Below are 19,657 nucleotides of genomic sequence, written 5' to 3'. Positions count from 1 at the left end.
TGGGACCGGTCAGCGGAACGGCGGCTCGTCGAAGCTCCTCAGCTTGCGCGAATGCAGGCCGTTGCGGTCGGCGCGGAGGATATCGAGGGCGGACAGGCCGATGAGCAGGTGCTCGGCCACAGCCCGTTCGTAGAAGGCGTTCGCCGCGCCCGGCAGCTTGATCTCGCCATGGAGCGGCTTGTCGGAGACGCAGAGGAGCGTGCCGTAGGGAACCCGGAGGCGGTAGCCCTGCGCCGCGATGGTGCCGCTCTCCATGTCGACGCCGATGGCGCGGGACAAGTTGATCCGCCGCCGTTCCTGGCTGAAGCGGAGCTCCCAGTTGCGGTCGTCATAGGTCACCACCGTGCCCGTGCGCAGGCGGCGCTTCAGGTTCTCGCTGGTCTCGCCGGTGACGTTGGCGGCGGCGGCCTGGAGCGCCAGCTGGACTTCGGCCAGGGCCGGCACCGGCACGTCCGGCGGCACGAGTTCGTCGAGGATGCGGTCGCGGCGCAGATAGCCATGGGCGAGGACGTAGTCGCCGATGGTCTGCGACTGCCGCAACCCACCGCAATGACCGACCATGAGCCAGCAATGCGGACGCAGAACCGCGAGATGGTCGGTGATCGTCTTGGCGTTGGAGGGGCCGACGCCAATATTCACCAGCGTCGTGCCCTGCATCGACCCGTCGGAGCCGCGCGCCACGAGGTGGTAGGCCGGCATCTGGAACTTGTGCCAGGGCGAGGCGGCGATGAGGGCCGCCGGATCGATGCTCGCCGCCTCCGCCCGCGAGACGGTGATGCCGCCGGGCAGGATCATCCGCTCGTAGCCATCCTTTCCGCTGGCGAGCTGCTCCAAACCGTGCCGGATGAAGCCGTCGACGTAGCGATGATAGTTCGTGAGCAGGATCCACGGCTGGACGTCGCGCCAGTCGCAGCCGGTGTAATGGACGAGACGGCGCAGGGAGTAATCGACACGGATCGCGTCGAACAGCGCCAGAGGCTTCGGCTCTTCGACCGGCGCCACCCAGAGGCCGTCGGCGATCTCGTCACCCACCACCGAGAGCAGCGGGACGGGGAAGTAGGTCGCCAGGTCGCGCGGGGTGATGCCACTGCCCGAGAGGTTGGCGCCGGGCTCCAGCACATAGGGATAGGGAATCTCCTGCGCGCTCAGCCCCACTTCCAATGTAGCGCCGTAATCCCGCACCAGGGGCGTCAGCTGCTCCAGCAGATACGGCCGGAAATGCGCCGGCTGCGTCACCGTGGTGGCGTAGGTGCCGGGAGACTGGAACTTCGCCGTCGCGCGGGAAAAACGCGGGATCGGCCCGGCCGGGTGATAGGTGATCCGTAGTTCGGGATAGCGGAACTGAAGCCGCTCGGCATGGTCCGGCGCGGCGCCCCCGTCGAGATAGCGGGTCAGGGCGGTCTGGAGCGACTGGATCGCACCCGCGTACAAGGCGGCGAGGCGGTCGACGGCGGTCTCGGCATCGCCCACGGATTCCATCGGGCGCCATTCGCTGGTGGTCACGCTCTCTCCTCGAAAGGCTTCGGCCCGTAGGTGGTTGGGCAGATTGAATTGCCGACGGAAACCTATACCCCGCCGGCCGTGGATGGAACGATGCGGCCCGCATGGCGGCTCGTTGTCGACCGGCTTGCGCACGGGGGCGAGTTGTCCGACATGCTCGCTTCGAACGGCTCGCGCGGTCCCGCCGGGTAACGCCTCTCCAAACCCGATGCGCAAGATGAGCGACCCAATCGACCGGCGGCCCGGCGAAGAGACCGTCACGCTGCCCGCCTCCCACGATGCCGGGCTCTACTTCATCGGACGTGTCCGGACCCCATGGGCGACCCGCGCCGAATGCCCGAAGAACGGGCTTCAGACCGACGCCATCTGCACCCTGGAGGTGGATGCCGCCTTCGCCCCCGGCCTGCAGAACGTGGAGGGGGCGAGCCACCTCATCGTGCTCTACTGGATGGACCGGGCGGCCCGGGACATCGTGCGCCAGATGCCGCGCCATGCGGAGGGCAGCCGGGGCACGTTCTCCCTGCGCTCCCCGGCGCGCCCCAACCCCATCGCGCTGTCTGTGGTGGAACTCCTCGGCATCGAAGGGACGACCCTGAGAGTCAGAGGGCTCGACTGCCTCGACGGCACGCCGCTCCTCGATATCAAGCCCTATTACGCCAGCACCGATTCGCGGCCGGAGGCGACCATCGACCGAGCCGGCACGGCAAAAATCGTGGACGGGTCGGGGGCGGCCCGGTGAGGGCTCTGCGCCTGGGCCTTGCCGGGTTGGCGATCCTCGGCGTCGGCTTCGCCATCGGATGGATCGAGAAGCCCCTGCGCCTCAACACCCGGCTCTACGCCACGGACCGGCTGCCTTCGATCCAGGCCCATCTCGACGATGCACCGGACGGCTACATCCTCCTCGCCGGCGATTCGCAGGCCGAGTTGCAGAACCCGGCGCAGCGGGTCTGCGGCACGGAGATCGTCAATGCCGGTGTGAGCGGCGCCTCGGCCTCCGTCTATGCCGATCTCGTGGCCAACCTGTCCGTGAAGACCCGCCCCCGCGCGGTGGTGGCCTTCATCGGAACCAACGATCTTCTGCGGAAGAAGGAGCCGCTGTCCGACAGAACGGCCCAGATCTTCGACGAATCGGTGGAGCGGATCGTGAAACGGCTGCAGGCCGAAAGCGACCGCGTCGTGGTTGCCGCTATTCCGCCCATCTCGCGTTCGGTGGAGAAGCGCCTCGAACCGGCGGCGGTAGCGGCCTATTCCGCCCGGATCAGGGTCCTGTGCGAACGCCTGTCCTGCGGTTATGCGGATCCTTTCGCAGAGCTCCGCGACGGCGATACCGGGTTCGCCCTGCCCGGCACCTTGCGCGACGATCTGCACATCGCGGATTACCGCCGCGTGATGCGGGCCTTGGAGCCCGCTCTCTGCGCGGCGAGGCCCTGATCAGGCCCCGGCGTGATGGGGCGCCGTCGGCGCCGTCGATGCACCGCCTTCCGGCCGGTCTCCCTTGGGTGCCTTGATGCGGTACCAGCCGACATAGAGGGCGGGCAGGAAGAATAGGGTCAGGAAGGTGGCGGCGATGATGCCGCCGATCATGGCATAGGCCATCGGACCCCAGAACACTTCGCGGGCGATGGGGATGAGGGCGAGGCTCGCTGCCCCGGCCGTGAGCAGGATCGGACGCATCCGGTGGCAGGTCGCCTCCACCACCGCGTCCCACGGGGCGTAGCCCTCGCGGTCGTACTCGTCGATCTGCATCACCAAAATCACCGAGTTGCGGATGATGATGCCGATGAGGGCGAGCACGCCGAGGATGGCGACGAAGCCCAATGGCTTGCCGAAGGGCAGCAGGATCGCCACCACGCCGATGAGGCCGAGCGGCGCCACGCTCGCCACCAGGAACAGCTTCTGGAAGCTCTGAAGCTGGATCATCAGGAACATCGCCATGGCGAGCAGCATCACCGGCGCCACCGCCGCGATGGGTCCGCTGCCCTTGGCGCTCTCCTCCACCGCACCGCCGACCGCGAGGGTGTAGCCGTCCGGCAGGGTCTTCTCGAAGGCCTTGATGGCCGGATCGAGGGCGTTGACGATGGTCGGGGCCTGGGTGTCGTTCACGATGGCCGCCCGGACCGTGATGGTGGGCAGGCGGTCGCGGCGCCAGACGATGGGCTGTTCGAGTTCGTAGCTCACCGTGGCGAAGGCCAGCAGCGGCACGACGCTGCCGTTCGATAGCGGCACCTGCAGGCTCTGGAGCGTCTCGACGGAGTTGCGCTCCACCGCCTGGGCGCGGCCGATGACGTCCACGAGGTAGATCGAATCGCGGACCTGAGTTATCGCGCGGCCGCCGACGATGCCGTTGAGCAGGCCGGCGATATCCTCCGAAGTGACCCCGAGCTGGCGCGCCTTGTCCTGAATGATCTCGACCTTGAGCACTTTGCCGGGCTCGTTCCAGTCGAGGTTGGGCAGGCCGACATTCGGGTTCGAGGCGACGATGTTGCTGAGCTGGAGCGCGAGGCCCCGCACCTTCTGCAGATCGGGTCCGCTCAGCCGGTACTGGATCGGGCGTCCCACCGGCGGGCCGAGATCGAGGGAGTGGACGAACACGTCGGTACCGACGAATTCCTTGGCCGCCAGCGCCTCGAATTTCTGGATCATCTTGTCCCGCGCCTCGAGCGACGAGGTCACCACGATGATCTGGCCGAAGAACGCGTTGCCGAGCTGCTGGTCGAGGGGAAGATAGAAGCGCACCGCGCCCTGCCCGACATAGGAGCTCCAGCGCAGGATGTCGGGATCGCCCTTCATCGTCGCCTCGAACCGGTCCATCTGGGCCTTGGTCTCGGCGATGCTGGCATTCTGCGGCAGCGTCATGTCCACGAGGATCTCGGGACGGTCGGAGGCCGGGAAGAATTGCTGCTGCACGAACTGGATGCCGCAGAGCGACAGGCCGAGCAGGCCGACGCAGAAGGCCACGGTGATCCAGCGGAAGCGCATGGCCGGCAGCAGCATCGCCCGGAAGGTACGGAGCAGGAAGCTCGGTTTGTCGTGGTGCTTCTTAATGGTCTTCGGCAGCAGCTTCACGCCGATGAGCGGCGCGAACAGCACCGCCACCACCCACGAGATCAGTAGAGACGCCGCGATGACCACGAACAGGCTGTAGGTGTACTCGCCCGCCGCCGAGCCGTTGAAGCCGATGGGCAGGAAGCCCGCCACCGTGACGAGGGTGCCGGTGAGCATCGGGAAGGCGGTGGAGGTATAGGCGAAGGTCGCCGCCTTCTTCAGGGTGTCGCCCACCTCCAGCCGCGCGACCATCATCTCCACCGTGATCATGGCGTCGTCGACGAGGAGACCCAGCGAGATGATGAGGGCGCCGAGCGAGATGCGCTGCAGCGTGACGCCCATGACCTGCATCACCACGAAGACCACGGCGAGGACGAGGGGGATGGAGAACGAGACGACGAGCCCTGCGCGCCACCCGAGGCTGATGAAGCTGACGCCGAGGACGATGACGACGGCCTCGATCAGCGCCTTGGTGAAGCCGCCCACAGCCTCTTCGACGATCTTCGGCTGGTCGGAGACGAGGTGGATGCCGACGCCGTAGGGCAGCTCGCCTTCGAGCTTCTTCATCCGCGCCTTGAGGTCGTGGCCGAAGGTCAGCAGGTTGCCGGAGGGCTGCATGGCGATGGCGAGGCCGATCGCAGGCTGGCCGTTGAACCGGAACAGGGCGGTCGGCGGATCGGTGAAGCCGCGCGAGATTTCCGCCACGTCGGACAGGCGGAAGAAGCGGTCGTTCACCCGCAGGTTGATGGTCTTGAGACTGTCCTCGGAGACGAACTGGCCGCCGACCCGCACTGAGACGCGCTCGGGCCCGGCCTGGATCACGCCGGAGGGGGCGATGGCGTTCTGTGCCTGCAGCGTCGCGATGACGGCGGCCTGGTCGACGCCGAGGCCGGCGAGCTTGCGGGTGGAGAAGTCGAGGTAGATCGCCTCGTCCTGCGCGCCGAGCAGCTGCATCTTGCCGGCATTGTTGACCTTCTTCAGGTCGGCGCGCACCCGCTCCACATAGTCGCGAAGCTGGCGCATGGAGACGCCGTCGGCGGTGAACGCATAGACGTTGCCGAAGACGTCGCCGAACTCGTCGTTGAAGAACGGCCCCTGAATCCCTTGCGGGAAGGTGCTGCCGATATCGCCGATACGCTTGCGGACCTGATAGAAAATGCCCGGGATGGTCTTGGGCGGCGTCGTCTCACGCAGCTGCACGAAGACCGTGGTCTGGCCCGGCGTGGTGTAGCTGCGGCTGAAATCGACGGCGTCGATCTGCTGCAATTCCTTCTCGATCCGTTCGGTGACCTGATCGAGCGTGTCGCTGATCGTGGCGCCGGGCCAGCGCGCCTGCACGATCATCGTTTTGATGGCGAAGGGCGGGTCTTCCTCGCGGCCGAGCTTCTCGTAGGCGAGGAAGCCCGCCAGCATCGAGATGAGCATCAGGAACCAGACGAAGGAGCGATGCTCGAGCGCCCATTCGGACAGGTTGAAGTTCTTCACGGGGCGGCTCTCGCGTGACGCTGTTCGGATCGGCGCGGCTATTGAGATGTGTCGGCGAGGCGGACGCGCTGGCCTTCACCGAGACTGCGGGCACCGGCGAGCACGACGCGCTCCCCGGGCTTCAGCCCCTCGGTGATGGAGACACGCTCGCCGTTCCTGTCCGCGACGGTGACGTCGCGGCGGGACACGGCATCCCCGGCCTCGTTGACGATCCAGACCGCGCTTCGCCCGTCGGCCTCGAAGACGGCGGTCGCCGGCAACTGGAAACGCGGCGCCATGTGGCGCGACAGTCCGACCGTAATGGTGGAGCCGAGGCGGAACGCGTCCGGTGGCTTGAGCAGAGTCATCCTGATGCGGCGGGTGCGGGTCTTCTGGTCGGCGAAGGGCGAGACCTCGCGGACTTTGCCCGTGGCCGTCACGTCGGGCGCGCTCTGAAGCGCCACGGTGAAGACCGCGTCCTTGGGCATGGCTCCGACCAGATCCTCGGGGATGTCGACCACGGCCTCGCGTTCTTCGGGACGCGCCAGGGTCGCCACCGCCTGTCCCGCCGAGAGCACCTGTCCCACCTCCGCGCTACGGACGGTGACGACGCCGTCGAAATCCGCATGCAGCTCGGTATAGCCCATCTGGTCGCGGGCTTTCTGCAGGTTCGCCTGGGCCTGGGCGAGACGGGCCTGGGCCGTGTCCCGGCTCGCCACGGCACTGTCGAGCCGGGCCTGGGTGACGTTGCCATTGGCGATGAGCCGCCTCTGCCGCGCCTCGGTGGCGATGGCGTTCTCCGCCTGCGCCGTGGCATCGGCGAGTTCCGCCTCCGCCCGCGTCAGGGCGAAACGCGTGACGACGGGATCGAGGGCGGCGATGCGCTGGCCCTTCTTCACTACATCTCCCACGGTCACGTCGCGGGCGATGACCCGGCCCGCGATCTGGAATCCGATCTCGGACTGGTAGCGGGGGGCCACGAAGCCCGCGAACGGCCCGAACACGATCGTGTCGATGGGCTTGGCCACGGTGTAGAGGACGGGCCGCACCGGCGGCGGACCGGCATTCTCCTCCTCGCCATGGCAGGCACCGAGGGTGGACACGACCGCTGCGATCAGCGTCAGGCGTAAGCCGAAATGGATCATCGGCCGATCTCCTCGGCAACCGAGACGGTCTGGCCCGGGCGGAGGAATTGAATGCCGGCGATGACCACCTCCTCGCCCGGCTCGACACCGCCGGACAGGGCGATGGTGTTGGGCGAGTAGCGGTCGATGGTCACGTTGCGCGGCGCGACCTTGCCGCTGGCCGGATCGCGGACCCACACGGCCGGTGCGTTCTCCCAGCGGTAGAGCGAGGACCAGGGCAGGACGATGGCCGTCTGCGGCCGGAACTTGCCGGTGCCGACGACGATGGCCCCGAGCGTCATGGCGGAAGGCGTGTCCTTCAGCCCGACCTTGACTCGCACGGTGCCGGAGGCGGCATCGACACTCGGGGAAATCTCCCGCACCGTGCCGACGGTCCGCACCTTCGGGTCCGCCTGGAGGGTGACGTCGATCTGCTTGCTCTCGGGCGGGGTCGCGAGCACCGCCTCGAATACGTTGAACACCGCGTCGCGCGGCCCGTCCTCGGCCATGGTGAGAACGGTCTGGCCCGCCTGGACCACCTGCCCCACCTCGAAGCTCCGGCTGAGGACGATGCCGTCCACGCCCGATTTCAGATCGGTGTAGGAGAACTGTTCCTGGGCCGTGCCCAGTGCCGCCTTGGCGGACTCGACCGAGGCCTGGGTCGTGCGGAGTTGCTGCTCGGCATCGTCATAGCTCGGCCGAGTGGTGTATCCGCTGGAGAGCAGCATCTCCTGGCGCTTGAAATTGACCTTTGCCTGGGTCAGCAGCGCCTCGGCGGAAGTCAGCGCGGCCTGAGCGTTGTTGAGGTTGGCGCGCTGCTCCTGCGGATCGAGCTTGGCCAGGACCTGATCGGCGGTGACGTGATCGCCGACCTCCACCAGTCGCGTGGCGATCTTGCCGTTGTTGCGGAACGCCACGTTGACCTGCGACTGGGCCTGGATGTCGCCCGTGAAGACGAGATCGGCCGAGATGGTGCTGCGCTCGGCCTTCGCCGTCCGGACGATGGCGAGGCTCTGCTTGGCCGCGCCGGCAGCGGAGACGTCCTCCGCCTCCTTGGCAGAAGCCGGAAGCGAGGCCGAGACCGCAAGGCCGAGGAGGATGACCGCCCCCGCGCCACGGATTCGTCGAATGGACTTGGTCAGACCAGACACCACGACCCCATTCCGGATAAGCTCTATCGAACCGCTTCTCTATCGGGTATCTTACCGACCGTCCAGACGGTTTCTAAAAGGCAATGACATGGCAAAGCCGCGCACACGGCGCGAGGACCGGGCGAGCATCATCCTCGATGCGGCCGAGAGCCTGATCCGTCGTGCGGGTACGCGCACCTTGACGATCGACGCGGTCGCGGCAGAGGCGGGCCTGAGCAAGGGCGGGGTCCTCCACCACTTCTCCTCGAAGGAAGCGCTCATCACGGCCATGGCCGAGCGCAAGCTGAAGGAGGTCAAGGAAGGCATTGCCCGGCTCGAAGCGGAGCAGGTTCCGGGTCCCTCGGCCCTCCCCCTCGCGCTGATCGCCCATGCGAGGCAGGTCTACGCTGAGGAAGAGGGGTTCCCGCGGGCCTTCCTGCTGGCCTCGGCAGAGAATCCCGAGGCATTCGCCGGCTTCAACGCGTTCCTCCGCGAACGGCTCGCCGGTCTCGAGAAGATCGAGACCTGTCCGGGGATCGGCGCAGCTTTGGTGTTCTCGACACTGGGGTTGCTGATCACCCGGACGCTGGGCTTCCATTCCATGGAGGGCGCGCAGCTCGAACGGCTCTTCGACGGCCTCGAAAAGGTGGCGCGCTGCGTGACCGAGGGCGAGATCCCGCCGGATGCGTGCGGGACGCCCTGAGCGGCTTCACGCGAGGGCGGCCATGGCCTGGAAGACGATGGCGTGGCGGGCGGCCAAGGCGTCGATATCGGTGGCATAGCCGCCGCCGATCACCGCCACGAGGGGAATGCGACGCCGTCGCGCCTCTCCGATGACGTAGCGATCCCGTGCGGCGAGGCCCGCATCGGTGAGGGCCAGTCGCCCGAGCCGGTCGTCCATGTGTGGATCGACCCCGGCATTGTAGAACACGATGTCCGGCAAGAGGCCGTCGAGCAGGCCCGGCAAATGCGCCGCCAGAACGGCCGCGTAGGCCGCGTCGTCGACGCCATCGACCAAGCCCAGATCGAGGTCGCCGGGGATCTTGCGCGTCGGGTAGTTCTTCTCCGCATGGACCGAGAACGTGAACAGGTCCGGTGAGCCGGCGAGGCAATCGGCGGTGCCATCGCCCTGATGCACGTCGCAATCCACCACCAGCGCCCGGCGGATCGCGCCCTCGTCCTGAAGCGCCAGGGCGGCGACGGCGACGTCGTTGAACACGCAGAAACCCGCGCCGGTCTCCCGCCGCGCATGGTGGCTTCCGCCGGCGGCGCTGCCGGCAAGACCATGCTCCAGCGCGAGCCGCGCCGCCGCGAGGGTGCCGCCGGCCGAGGCACACGAGCGGGCCACGACGCTCTCATCCACCGGAAGGCCGATCTCGCGCTCGATCTCCCGCGAGACCGTACAGGACAGGACGGCATCGACGTAATCCGATCGATGCGCGCGCTTCAGCATGTCCGCGTCGGCCGGCTCCGGTCTGACGAAACCGGCGGGGGCGAGGCCGAGCGCCGCGAGCGTTTCGGCGAGACGGCCATATTTCCGCATCGGAAAGCGATGCCCCTCCGGCAGGACGGCCTGATAGGCGGGGTGGACGACGATGGGCGGGGTCATGCCGGGTCGAACCGACCGGGCCGAACGGCAGTTCCGCGAACGGCCAAGGGTCTCGTCTCGCTCACGCCCTAGCCTTCCCTCTGGCGGGCGGCAGATCGGGGCCGCGCCGCTGTCATACGACTGAAATAGCCCGTCTGTTACGGCCTTGGGCAGGGGCTGGTTCCGTCAGGTGGCGGAGGCACGGAGGGAGCGCAGCATGTTCGGCAGTATCGAGACCGGCGCGATCGTCGCGCTCTCGCTCTGTGCCGCACTGACCTCGGTCAATCTTCTCAGCATCGCCATCGCCGCATGGCGCATCGGCCGGAATCGCGGGACCCCGAGCTTTCCCAGCGCCGCGCCCATTTCGCTCGTGCGCCCGGTCTGCGGCCTCGAAGCGTTCAGCGAGGAGATGCTCGAGCGCGGCTTCCATCTCGACCACCCGGATTACGAGCTGATCTTCTGCGTCGCCGACGGCCGTGATCCCATCGTCCCACTCCTGCACCGCCTGATGGCGTCCCATCCCACGGTGCCGGCGCGGCTCATCGTCGGCGACGAGCGGATCAGCGACAATCCCAAACTCAACAATTGCGTGCGGGGCTGGGAGGCGGCCCGCCACGAATGGGTGGTGCTGGCCGATTCCAACGTCCTGATGCCGCCGGACTACCTGCAGCGGCTGCAGGCCTCGTGGCGGCCCGAGACGGGCCTCGTCTGCTCCACGCCCATCGGCGCACGGCCGCACGGTTTCTTCGCCGAACTGGAATGCGCCTTCCTCAATACGCTCCAGGCACGCTGGCAATATACCGGAGAGAGCCTCGGCCTCGGCTTCGCGCAGGGCAAGAGCATGCTCTGGCACAAGCCCTTCCTGGACGGGCATGGCGGCATCCGGGCGCTCGCCGCCGAAATCGCCGAGGATGCGGCGGCGACGAAGCTCGTTCGCGCGGCCGGCAAGCGGGTCCACCTCGTGGCCTCGCCCTTCGACCAGCCCCTGGGCACCCGCGCGTTTCGCGAGGTCTGGTCGCGACAGGTCCGCTGGGCGCGCCTGCGCCGGGTCACCTTCCCGCACTTCTTCGCGCCCGAGATCGGCTCCGGCACGGTGCTGCCCTTCGCGATCGCGGCCCTCTGCGTTCCCAGCGTTCCAGTCCTGATCGGCGTCGTCGCCATGGCCATGCTCTGGTACGGCGCCGAATACGCGCTCGCGGCCCGCGCCGGGTGGCACCGCTCGCCCCGGCTCTTCCTCGCCTTCCTGCTTCGCGACGCCATCCTCCCCATCATGTGGGTGAGCGCCTGGATGCAGAGCGCCATCGTCTGGCGCGGCAACGCCATGGACATCCGCCCCAAGGAGACGCCGCGCCTGCGCACCCGCGCCACCGCGGCCTGACTGCCGATACGCCAAGCTACGAACCCGGCTTTAAGGCACAGACTTATTCGATACGGCCTCCGGGGTTTTGTCCCCTCACCGTCATTCCGGGTCCGCGGAGCGGAGCGCGGAATCCAGAGCCGCAACCTGTGCTCGACATGGCAGCCTCGGTGGTTCTGGATTCCGGGCTCGCCGTCGGCGACCCGGGATGACGGAGATATGTCCACGAATGTCACACCCTCGCGCTCTCACCTGAGTTCCGAGCTTTGACCGGATACGGGCTTCGCACGCCCTCTTTCTCGTACGGCAAAACTCTTGCTTGGCCATTCCCCGACGGCAGCCTTCGCCGATGACGGGAACCCACCATGCAAAGCGAATCCACCGGCCTGCATAAGGGCCTGAACGCGTTCCATCTCTGGGGCATCGCCGTCGGACTCGTGATCTCGGGCGAGTATTTCGGCTGGAGCTATGGCTGGGCCAGCGCCGGCACGCTCGGCTTCCTGGTGACCACGACCTTCATCGCGGCGATGTACGTCGCCTTCATCTTCAGCTTCACCGAACTCACCACGGCCATTCCGCAGGCCGGCGGCCCCTTCGCCTATAGCCGGCGCGCCTTCGGCCCCATCGGCGGCTGCATCGCCGGCTACGCGACGTTGATCGAATTCGTCTTCGCGCCGCCCGCCATCGCGCTCGCCATCGGCGCCTATCTCAACGTCCAGTTTCCGGGCCTCGACCCGAAACACGCGGCGCTCGGCGCCTACCTGATCTTCATGACCCTCAACATCGTCGGCGTTCAGATCGCCGCCACGTTCGAGCTGTTCGTGACCATCCTGGCGGTGGGTGAGTTGCTGGTGTTCATGGGCGTCGTCGCCCCCGCCTTCAGCTTCACCAATTTCGCCGCCCATGGCTGGGCCGGCGAATCCACATTCAGCTTCGCCGCGATCGGCGGCATGTTCGCGGCCATTCCCTTCGCCATCTGGTTCTTCCTCGCCATCGAAGGCGTCGCCATGGCGGCGGAAGAGGCCAAGGACCCCAAGCGCACGATCCCCATCGCCTACATCACCGGCGTGCTGACGCTCACCGTCCTCGCCTTCGGCGTCATGATCTTCGCCGGCGGCTCGGGCGACTGGCGCACCCTGAGCAACCTCAACGACCCGCTGCCCCAGGCGATGAAGACGGTGGTCGGCGAGTCGAGCGGCTGGCTGCACATGCTGGTCTGGCTCGGCCTGTTCGGCCTCGTGGCGTCGTTCCACGGCATCATCATGGGCTATTCGCGCCAGATCTTCGCCCTCGGCCGCGCCGGCTACCTGCCCGGTTTCCTTGCCAAGGTGCATCCGCGCTTCCAGACCCCGCATGTGGCGACGGTGGCCGGCGGCCTCGTCGGCATCGCCGCCATCTACAGCGACAACCTCATCGAGATCGCGGGCCAGTCCCTCACCGCGAGCATCGTGACCATGGCGGTGTTCGGCGCGCTGGTGATGTACGGCATGAGCATGGCGGCCCTGTTCAAGCTGCGCCGCAGCGAGCCCGACCTCGCACGTCCCTACCGGGCACCGTTCTTCCCCATCGCCCCCGCCTTCGCCCTGGCCATGGCCGGCATCTGCTTCATCGCTCTGGTCATCTTCAATCCAGTGATCTTCGCGATCTTCCTGGCCGTGATGGTCGTGGCCGTTTCCGCCTCGCATTTCCTGGCAAAGCCGGTCGCAACCGTTCCCGCCCCGACGCTCGATCCGGCTATCTGAGGGGCTGGGGCTCGCATCACGCGCGGGGCTTGGCCATAAGGCAGCGATGAAAATTGGTATCATCGAGGCGGGCGCACCGCCCGCTCGCCTGGCCGAATCCTACCCGTCCTACGGCCGCATGGTGGAGAGGCTCCTCGGCGACCCCGCTGATGTCACGATCTTTCCGGTGGCGGAGGGACGGTTTCCCACCGCCCCCGAGGCGTTCGACGCGTTCGTCGTGACGGGATCGGCGGCGGGCGTCTATGACGACCTGCCGTGGATCGCGCCGCTGAAGAGCTTCCTGCGCGACGTCGATGGGCGCGCCAAGCTGGTCGGCCTCTGTTTCGGGCACCAGATCCTGGCGGCGGCATTCGGCGGCACGGTGGAGAAATCGGCCAAGGGATGGGGCATCGGCCTCCACACCTATGACCTGTTCGAACGGGCGGACTGGATGGACGACGCGACCCGCATCTCTGTGCCGGCGATCCATCAGGATCAGGTCGTCGTTCCTCCGGCGGATGCCCGCATCCTCGGCGGCAACGCCTTCACGCCCTACGGCATCCTGTCTTACCCGCAACACCGGGCGATCTCGTTCCAGGTCCACCCGGAATTCGAGAGCGAGTACGCCACGGCCCTCATTGCAGGACACCGACCCGCTGTGCCTCATGACGAGGCGTTCCAGGCAGCAGCCGTTTCGTCACTGCGCGGCGAAAGCGATGCTCCCCGCGTGGGCGGCTGGATCCGCCGCTTCCTGCAATCGAGATAATCACCGTCCGGGGCTGGCTCACGAGCCGCGTTGCCAGGACGATTGGTGCGGGCGGTCGGAATCGAACCGACACTCTGTCACCAGAACCGGATTTTGAGTCCGGCGCGTCTACCAGTTCCACCACGCCCGCAACATCCGCCTCATGGCACAGGATCGCGCCGACGGCCAGAGGGGTTTTACAGCGAGACCGCGCCGCGGTGGTTCCCGCTCGCAAGTCCGGCCGGGTTGTGCTCAAAGGGCCTCGCGCCCTCCCCTATCGGATAGAAGCTCTTCATGATCCGCCGCCTTTACGAGTGGATACTCGCGCTCGCGGGCAAGCCATCGGCCCCCTACGCGCTCGGTGCGGTGGCGTTCTCGGAGAGCTCGTTCTTTCCGGTCCCCCCCGACGTGATGCTGGTGCCGATGGCGGTGAGCCGGCCCGACAAGGTCTGGTTCTACGCGACGATCACCACCCTGTCGTCGGTGGCCGGCGGGCTGCTCGGCTACGCCATCGGCGCGCTGCTCTACGATTCCATCGGGGTCTGGCTGTTCTCGCTCTATGGGTTGAACGAGAAGGCGGCGAGCTTTCAGGCTTCCTACGCTCAGTACGGTCACTGGGTGATCCTGCTGAAGGGCCTGACACCGATCCCGTTCAAGCTGGTGACCATCACGTCGGGCTTCGCCCATTACGACCTGTTCTGGTTCGTCCTGCTCTCGCTCATCACACGAGGCGCGCGCTTCTTTCTCCTCGCTGGGCTTCTGAAGCGCTACGGCGTATCCATTCGCGCCGTCCTCGACCGGCATCTGAACGTCGTCGCGGCCATCACGGTGGCCGTCATCATCCTCGGCTTCGTCCTGTTCAAGGTGCTGCTGTGATCGATTACTCCACCCTTCTCCGTCTTCGCCGGGCCGCGCTGGCGGTCCTGATCGGGTCTGTCCTGGCGATTGCCGGCGCGTTCTATTTTCAGTGGGTTCTCGGCTACGTGCCGTGCAAGCTCTGCCTGACGGAGCGCCTGCCTTATTACGCGGCCATTCCGCTGGCCCTGCTGGCCCTGTTCACCCCGGAGCGCGTGACGCGGCTGATCCTCGGGATCGCTGCTCTCGGCCTGCTCTATGGTGCGGGCCTCAGCGTCTATCACGCCGGTGCGGAATGGGCGCTCTGGGCCGGGCCGTCCGATTGCGGCGGCGGCAGCGGTGCCAATCCCAGCGATGTCGGGGATTTCCTCGATACCCTAAAGGCGACACGAGTCGCCGATTGCTCCACCGCTGCCTGGCGCTTCCTCGGCATCTCGCTGGCCGGCTGGAATGCGGCCATCGCCTTCATCCTGGCCTCCATCGCCGGAACGGCCGCCCTCAAACGCTGAACGGGCGGCGGCGAATCTTCAGTTGAGGTCGCCGGGCAAGGCAGGGAGCGGGGCGACGTCGATCCCCTCCTCCACGAGGGCACGGGCCTCGGAAGGGCTGGCGACGCCGTAGATCGGGCGAGACTCGGCCTCGCCGTAATGCATGCGCCGCGCTTCTTCGGGGAATTGCGGACCGACATTGTCGGCCGTCCGGATCACGTGCTCGCGGACCGCTCGCATCAGTGCGCGCAGCTGCCGCTCTGGCTCCGCCATCGGCAGTCGCTCAGCCGACGGTGCGGCGGCAGGATCGGTGGGCGACGCTTCTGCGAGGGCGCGGTTCGGACCGGGCAGCTGAGCCACGGTCTTCGCCAGCGCCGGCGCCATCATGGCCTTGGCGACCCGGGTCGAGCCGCAAGCGAGACATTCCACGAGACCGTCCGCCGCCTGAGCGTCGTAGGAATCGCTCGAGCGAAACCAGCCCTCGAAATCGTGTCCGTTATCGCAGACGAGCGTGTAGCGGATCATGGGCGGGATTGGACCGGACGCATGGTCACCCAGCCCGCCCGACGCGCTCGACCGTGAAGGGGCGCGCATGTTTGAGGGCTGGAATCCGCCCCCTCGCCTCTATGACGCGGGCAAGGTCGATTTCGGCAAGGATCACGCCGGGCTCGGCACCGCCGGCATCCGCCAGCACCTTGCCCCAGGGATCGACGATGATCGAGTGGCCGTAGGTCTCGCGTCCGTCCTCGTGGCGACCGCCTTGAGCGGCCGAGATCATGAACGATCCGGTCTCGATGGCGCGGGCGCGGTGGAGGACATGCCAGTGCGCCTCGCCCGTCTGCTTGGTGAAACAGGCCGGAGCGCTGAGAATCGTCGCACCGGCTTCCGCCAGAGCCCGGTACAGGGCCGGGAAACGCAGGTCGTAGCAGATCGCGATCCCGAGGGGCGCCCAGGGCGTTTCGGCGACGACCGCGCAGGCACCGCCGGTATAGGTGTTCGATTCGCGCCAGCGCTCGCCATTGGGAAGGTCCACGTCATAGAGGTGGAGCTTGTCGTAGGAGGCGGTGATCGCGCCTTCCGCATCGATGAGGAAAGCGCGGTTCGCGATCTTGTCGCCGTTCCGCACGGCCAGCGAGCCGATATGGACGACGATGCCGCGCTCGCGGGCCACATCGCGCAGGGCGGCGAGGGTCACGTCCTCGTCCTGCTCGCGCACATTGGCAAACAGGCTGGCTTTATCCCGCTCCACCAGCGAGGTCATTTCCGGTGTCTGTACGTAGTCCGCCCCCTGGGACGCAGCCTCTCGCACAAGGGCGACGGCGGCATCCCGATTGGCAAGCGGATCGCGCCCGGACCGCATCTGGACACAGGCCGCGACGAAGCGAGGCTCGGTCTTGTCCTGTTCCGTCGGCGAACCGTCGCTCATGATTGCGGCGCCTGGGTCGACAGAAGCGGATCGAGCTTGCCCGACCGGTCGAGGGCGTAGAGGTCGTCGCAACCACCCACATGCGTCTCGCCGATGAAGATCTGCGGCACGCTGGTTCGGCCGCCCGCACGCTGGGTCATGGCCGCACGGGAGCCGACAGTCTTCTCGACGTCGACCTCCGTGAAGGTCACGCCCTTCTCGCGCAGCAAGGTCTTGGCGGCGGTGCAGTAAGGGCACCAGGCTGTCGTGTAGATGGTCACCGGAGGCATGGTTTGCAGACGTCCCGCTTCGCTCCCCTGAGCATATAGGGGAATGGCGGACGTCTTCCTACCGCGAAGGCGTCATTGCGCCGACGCGCGAATCGGTTTCAGGCCGCCAGCAGCTTCTCGACCTCGTTGACGAGGTCACGCAGGTGGAAGGGCTTCGACAGCACCTTCGCGTCCTTCGGAGCCTTCGAATCCGGGTTCAGGGCAACCGCCGCGAAGCCCGTGATGAACATGACCTTGATGTCCGGATCGAGTTCGGTGGCGCGGCGCGCCAGCTCGATCCCGTCCATTTCCGGCATCACGATATCGGTCAGGAGCAATTCGAAGGGCTCCTCGCGCAGGCGGTTATAGGCCGAGAGGCCGTTATCGAACGACAGCACGTCATAGCCGGCATTCTGCAACGCCTTGGCCAGGAACCGGCGCATGTCGTTGTCGTCTTCGGCCAGGAGGATCTTCATCGGTCGGTGTCCCGCACCCTTGAGTCGCTGTGTTCTTTTCATAAAGCGCAGACTTGGTAAACAAGGTGTTGAGATTGGCACCCGGACCGGGTGCAGGACGGCACACCGATCACTTCGCGACGGGGGGTGTCGCAGTGGACACGCACCGTCACACGCCGCAAAGTGTGGCCATGCGTTTCCCTTCCAGCACCTGGGCGCACACGCCGCGATGACCGAGCCTAGCCCTCGCTGGAATGCAGCGAATCCGGGAGACTTCGTACCGCCCTTCGCCATCGACGAGCCGGGCGAGCACACGCTTCCGTTCGTGTTCAACACGCCTCATTCCGGGGCGGTCTATCCGAAAGCCTTCCTCGCGGGCTCACGCCTCGACCCGTTGGCGCTCCGCCGCTCGGAAGACGCCTATGTCGACCGCCTGTTCGCGCCCGTGGTCGATCTCGGCGCGCCGCTCATGCGAGCGAACTTCCCACGGGCCTATCTCGACGTGAATCGCGAGCCCTACGAGCTCGACCCGCGCATGTTCGACGGGCGGCTTCCGCCTTTCGCCAACACGCGGTCCATGCGTGTCGCTGGCGGCCTCGGCACGGTGCCGAGGGTGGTGGCCGATGGTCAGGAGATCTACCGCACGCGGCTCCCCGTGGAGGAAGCGGTCGCGCGGATCGAGGAGCTCTACAAACCGTATCACCGTACCCTGCGCGGCCTCATCCAGCGCACCGCACGTGCCTTCGGCCACGCCATCCTGATCGATTGCCATTCGATGCCGTCCTCGAGCCTCCCCCGCGACGAGGATGCGAAGGCCGATTTCGTGCTGGGCGACAGGTTCGGGACGAGCTGCACGCCGATCCTGATCGCCGCGTTCGAGCATCATCTGCGCGCGCGCGGTTTCCGCACCCTACGCAACAAGCCCTATGCGGGCGGGTTCATCACCGAACATTACGGAGAGCCGAATATCGGCCGCCACGCGCTTCAGATCGAGATCAACCGTGGGCTCTATATGAACGAGAGCAACCTCGCGGTGACGCAGGGGTTCGCGGATCTGGTCTGGACGCTACGCGAGGTGGTGAAGGCGGTGGCCGAGGAAATGGACAGCCTGACACTCCGCAGGATCGCCGCCGAGTAGACGGGATGGGTTCTGCCGCGCGTATCGCGCGAGCAGACGTCCCAAATCACAAACCGCCAAATCACAAACCGATTTCCCAAGAAAAAAGGCCGCTCCGAAGAGCGGCCCGAAGTCTAGGGAGGAAACGCCCAAGAAGGGCTACGGGACCGCGACGCCATCGCGATCTCGCAATGCACAAAGTACAGTGCGCCGCACAAAGCGCAAGAGTGTTTCGCCGTCGAAAGTCTGCACTCGGTGCATGCCATGCCCGCGTCGCACGCACCGTACGGCGCAGCTTGCAGGTCTTGGCTCGACAGTCCCGGTTTGCGCGTACTCCTCCCGAGCCTTCCCTCAATGTTCCTTGAGCAGCCGGGCGATCTCGGCCTTGAGCGGCTCGGCGAGTTCCTTGCGCTGCAGTGCGTAGGCGATGTTCGCCGTGAGGAAGCCGAGCTTGGAACCGGTATCGTAGGTCCGGCCTTCGTAATGCATGCCGAAGAAGGATTGCTTCTCGGCCAGCCTGATCATCGCGTCGGTCAGCTGGATCTCACCGCCGGTCCCCTTCTCGCCCTTCTCCAGGATCGAGAAGATCTCTGGCTGCAGGATGTAGCGCCCGGAGATGATGAAGTTCGATGGCGCGGTGCCCTGTTTGGGCTTCTCGACCATGCCGTTGATCTCGAAGGTCTGCCCATAGGTCTCACCGACGCCGACGATACCGTATTGATGCGTCTCCTCCGGCTTGACCTCCTCCACGGCGATGACGTTGCCGCCATGGCGCTCGTAGGCGGAAAGCATCTGCTGCATGCAGCCCTTGCTCAGCATGTCGGGCAGCAGCACGGCGAAGGGCTCGTCGCCGACGATCTCGCGGGCACACCAGACCGCATGGCCGAGGCCGAGAGGAGCCTGCTGGCGGGTGAAGCTCGTTTGCCCGGCAGGCGGAAGATCCTGCTTCAACTCTTCGTAGATCGCCTCCTTGCCGCGCTCCTGCAGCATGCGGTCGAGTTCGAAGGCGATGTCGAAATGATCTTCGATCACGGCCTTGCCGCGGCCGGTGACGAAGATGAAATGCTCGATCCCGGCCTCGCGCGCCTCGTCCACCACATGCTGGACGACCGGCCGGTCGACCACGGTGAGCATTTCCTTCGGGACGGCCTTGGTGGCGGGCAGGAAGCGGGTACCCAACCCTGCGACAGGCAGGACGGCTTTACGAATCGGTTTCATCAAGCGGGACCCGGTCTCTTAAAATGCGGTGGGAACAACCCGGAGGCGAGGGACGATAGCACGTTGTCGTGATGGAGCGAGCAAGAACAAAACCATTTCCACGCCCGACTCAGCCTAAAGCGCCACATGATCACACGGAGGGTTTGAGGTATATCTTCCGCGACGTGCGCGGGAAT

Annotated in this window: 19 protein-coding genes and 1 tRNA gene; 9 read left to right on the top strand and 11 right to left on the bottom strand. The window is 66.6% G+C overall.

Features of this window, described 5'->3' with window-relative positions; all coding sequences use genetic code 11:
• Positions 1-9 precede the first annotated feature (9 nt).
• Complete coding sequence (locus ACYQR9_RS09645; protein ID WP_461229765.1) at positions 10-1,479, bottom strand: AMP nucleosidase; 1,470 nt, start codon at positions 1,477-1,479, stop codon at positions 10-12.
• A 238-nt stretch (positions 1,480-1,717) separates the two neighbouring features.
• Here ACYQR9_RS09645 and tsaA point away from each other — a divergent pair, with 238 nt between their 5' ends.
• Complete coding sequence (gene tsaA, locus ACYQR9_RS09640) at positions 1,718-2,239, top strand: tRNA (N6-threonylcarbamoyladenosine(37)-N6)-methyltransferase TrmO (RefSeq protein WP_207411552.1); 522 nt, start codon at positions 1,718-1,720, stop codon at positions 2,237-2,239.
• Entirely contained in the window at positions 2,236-2,931 is a 696-nt protein-coding gene (locus ACYQR9_RS09635) for an SGNH/GDSL hydrolase family protein (protein WP_461229430.1), read from the top strand. The genes tsaA and ACYQR9_RS09635 overlap by 4 nt, the downstream gene beginning before the upstream one ends.
• Here ACYQR9_RS09635 and ACYQR9_RS09630 read toward each other — a convergent pair whose 3' ends face one another.
• The 3 genes from ACYQR9_RS09630 to ACYQR9_RS09620 are packed head-to-tail and all read right to left on the bottom strand — an operon-like array spanning position 2,932 to position 8,284.
• Positions 2,932-6,030 (bottom strand): efflux RND transporter permease subunit, encoded by a 3,099-nt coding sequence (locus ACYQR9_RS09630; protein WP_461229429.1) that lies wholly within the window; start codon positions 6,028-6,030, stop codon positions 2,932-2,934.
• 38 nt (positions 6,031-6,068) lie between these two features.
• Complete coding sequence (locus ACYQR9_RS09625) at positions 6,069-7,154, bottom strand: efflux RND transporter periplasmic adaptor subunit (protein WP_419951858.1); 1,086 nt, start codon at positions 7,152-7,154, stop codon at positions 6,069-6,071.
• Positions 7,151-8,284, bottom strand: coding sequence for an efflux RND transporter periplasmic adaptor subunit (locus ACYQR9_RS09620; protein ID WP_207411549.1), 1,134 nt, complete (start codon positions 8,282-8,284; stop codon positions 7,151-7,153). The genes ACYQR9_RS09625 and ACYQR9_RS09620 overlap by 4 nt, the downstream gene beginning before the upstream one ends.
• 88 nt (positions 8,285-8,372) lie before the next feature.
• Here ACYQR9_RS09620 and ACYQR9_RS09615 point away from each other — a divergent pair, with 88 nt between their 5' ends.
• The gene (locus ACYQR9_RS09615) at positions 8,373-8,966 is read left to right on the top strand and encodes a TetR/AcrR family transcriptional regulator (protein WP_056431361.1); all 594 of its coding nucleotides are present in this window, start codon (positions 8,373-8,375) and stop codon (positions 8,964-8,966) included.
• Between the two features lie 6 nt (positions 8,967-8,972).
• Here the strand turns inward: ACYQR9_RS09615 and ACYQR9_RS09610 are convergent, their stop codons facing one another.
• Positions 8,973-9,872, bottom strand: a complete 900-nt coding sequence (locus ACYQR9_RS09610) for a histone deacetylase family protein (RefSeq protein WP_461229428.1) — start codon at positions 9,870-9,872, stop codon at positions 8,973-8,975.
• A gap of 196 nt (positions 9,873-10,068) precedes the next feature.
• Between ACYQR9_RS09610 and ACYQR9_RS09605 the strand changes: the two genes are divergently transcribed.
• The 3 genes from ACYQR9_RS09605 (at position 10,069) to ACYQR9_RS09595 (ending at position 13,695) form a co-directional block, all read left to right on the top strand.
• Positions 10,069-11,229, top strand: coding sequence for a ceramide glucosyltransferase (locus ACYQR9_RS09605; protein WP_461229427.1), 1,161 nt, complete (start codon positions 10,069-10,071; stop codon positions 11,227-11,229).
• Between the two features lie 344 nt (positions 11,230-11,573).
• On the top strand, positions 11,574-12,950 hold the full coding sequence (gene eat, locus ACYQR9_RS09600) for an ethanolamine permease (RefSeq protein WP_461229426.1): 1,377 nt from the start codon (positions 11,574-11,576) through the stop codon (positions 12,948-12,950).
• 46 nt (positions 12,951-12,996) lie between these two features.
• Positions 12,997-13,695 (top strand): glutamine amidotransferase-related protein, encoded by a 699-nt coding sequence (locus ACYQR9_RS09595; protein ID WP_461229425.1) that lies wholly within the window; start codon positions 12,997-12,999, stop codon positions 13,693-13,695.
• Positions 13,696-13,738: 43 nt separating this feature from the next.
• Here the strand turns inward: ACYQR9_RS09595 and ACYQR9_RS09590 are convergent.
• A tRNA-Leu gene (locus ACYQR9_RS09590) sits at positions 13,739-13,825 on the bottom strand.
• 143 nt (positions 13,826-13,968) lie between these two features.
• Here ACYQR9_RS09590 and ACYQR9_RS09585 point away from each other — a divergent pair.
• The gene (locus ACYQR9_RS09585; RefSeq protein ID WP_227436446.1) at positions 13,969-14,550 is read left to right on the top strand and encodes a YqaA family protein; all 582 of its coding nucleotides are present in this window, start codon (positions 13,969-13,971) and stop codon (positions 14,548-14,550) included.
• Positions 14,547-15,038: a disulfide bond formation protein B gene (locus ACYQR9_RS09580; protein WP_207411543.1), complete on the top strand. Its 492-nt coding sequence runs from the start codon at positions 14,547-14,549 to the stop codon at positions 15,036-15,038. The genes ACYQR9_RS09585 and ACYQR9_RS09580 overlap by 4 nt, the downstream gene beginning before the upstream one ends.
• An 18-nt stretch (positions 15,039-15,056) precedes the next feature.
• Here ACYQR9_RS09580 and ACYQR9_RS09575 read toward each other — a convergent pair whose 3' ends face one another.
• From ACYQR9_RS09575 to cpdR, 4 genes are all read right to left on the bottom strand, one after another.
• Positions 15,057-15,542, bottom strand: coding sequence for a DUF1178 family protein (locus ACYQR9_RS09575; RefSeq protein WP_311275023.1), 486 nt, complete (start codon positions 15,540-15,542; stop codon positions 15,057-15,059).
• 25 nt (positions 15,543-15,567) lie between these two features.
• On the bottom strand, positions 15,568-16,443 hold the full coding sequence (locus ACYQR9_RS09570; protein WP_461229424.1) for a carbon-nitrogen hydrolase family protein: 876 nt from the start codon (positions 16,441-16,443) through the stop codon (positions 15,568-15,570).
• Positions 16,440-16,712 (bottom strand): glutaredoxin 3, encoded by a 273-nt coding sequence (gene grxC, locus ACYQR9_RS09565; protein ID WP_461229423.1) that lies wholly within the window; start codon positions 16,710-16,712, stop codon positions 16,440-16,442. Before grxC ends, ACYQR9_RS09570 begins: the two co-directional genes overlap by 4 nt.
• Positions 16,713-16,810: 98 nt before the next feature.
• The gene (cpdR, locus tag ACYQR9_RS09560; RefSeq protein ID WP_003603128.1) at positions 16,811-17,167 is read right to left on the bottom strand and encodes a cell cycle two-component system response regulator CpdR; all 357 of its coding nucleotides are present in this window, start codon (positions 17,165-17,167) and stop codon (positions 16,811-16,813) included.
• A gap of 208 nt (positions 17,168-17,375) precedes the next feature.
• On the opposite strand from cpdR, the gene ACYQR9_RS09555 reads away from it, so the two are divergent.
• Positions 17,376-18,284: an N-formylglutamate amidohydrolase gene (locus ACYQR9_RS09555; protein ID WP_207411539.1), complete on the top strand. Its 909-nt coding sequence runs from the start codon at positions 17,376-17,378 to the stop codon at positions 18,282-18,284.
• Between the two features lie 330 nt (positions 18,285-18,614).
• On the opposite strand, the gene galU is transcribed toward ACYQR9_RS09555, so the two are convergent.
• On the bottom strand, positions 18,615-19,481 hold the full coding sequence (gene galU, locus ACYQR9_RS09550) for a UTP--glucose-1-phosphate uridylyltransferase GalU (protein ID WP_461229422.1): 867 nt from the start codon (positions 19,479-19,481) through the stop codon (positions 18,615-18,617).
• Positions 19,482-19,657 lie beyond the last annotated feature (176 nt).

The sequence above is a fragment of the Methylobacterium sp. CM6241 genome (genome assembly GCF_054817845.1).
The sequence above is the reverse complement of the archived record's forward strand: the minus strand, read 5'-3'. Positions and strand labels throughout refer to the sequence as shown.